Below are 670 nucleotides of genomic sequence, written 5' to 3'. Positions count from 1 at the left end.
TTTCGTGCCGAGGTGAACCGCATGGCTCCGCCTGTCAACTTAGCGGTGTAACGGGTGATGTTGGTGCTACTTCGGGACCACTAGCGTCCGGTTACTGAGGGTGGCGGCTATGTGCGGCCGGGGGCCTGTCGCGCCAGCGGTGACCAGGCGGTCTCGAGGTCGTCTAGGCGGGAGCGGGCGGCGGACGTCAGCGCGTCCGCGGCGGTGACCAGTGCCGTGTGCCGGACGACAAGCTCGTCGGCGAGTGCGGCGGGGTCGACGACGGCGCGGAGCCCGTCCCAGGCATCCCAGGCGCCCTGGGCTCCCACGGCGCCCTCCGCGACCGCATCGACGACCTTGGCGACGGTCAGGCCACTCGTGGGATCGGTGCCGAGGATGTCCGGGCGCCGTTCCACCAGCGCGTGGGCTGCGGCGAGAGCGTCGCGCAGCCGGAGGTCGGCGTCGTCGGCCTCCTTCGCGAGGACGCCGAGCCTGTCGGCCTCGGCGGCGGCGGCCATGTTCCTGAAATCTCAGATGAAATACGACCTGATTCCGCCAGGCGAGGCGTACTACACGCTCGTCGTCCTCGGTCTGGCCGCGGCGCTGGGAATCATCTCCTCGACCCTGCCACTGCTCAAGCGGATCATGGGCCCGGAGGTCATGCGTAACAGCCGATGCTTCCCGCCACGCC

General features: G+C 69.7%; 1 protein-coding gene. It reads right to left on the bottom strand.

Going from position 1 to position 670, the window contains the following annotated elements:
- Positions 1-107: 107 nt before the first annotated feature.
- The gene (locus MJ783_RS21960) at positions 108-497 is read right to left on the bottom strand and encodes a hypothetical protein (protein WP_239313480.1); all 390 of its coding nucleotides are present in this window, start codon (positions 495-497) and stop codon (positions 108-110) included.
- Between the last annotated feature and the right edge of the window lie 173 nt (positions 498-670).

The organism is Protofrankia sp. Cj3, assembly GCF_917627355.1.
GTDB lineage: Bacteria > Actinomycetota > Actinomycetes > Frankiales > Frankiaceae > Protofrankia.
The sequence above is the reverse complement of the archived record's forward strand: the minus strand, read 5'-3'. Positions and strand labels throughout refer to the sequence as shown.

Coding starts and splice junctions, on each gene's coding strand:
- MJ783_RS21960 (WP_239313480.1), bottom strand. CDS start 497: ATGGCCGCCGCCGCCGAGGCCGACAGGCTCGGCGTCCTCGCGAAGGAG.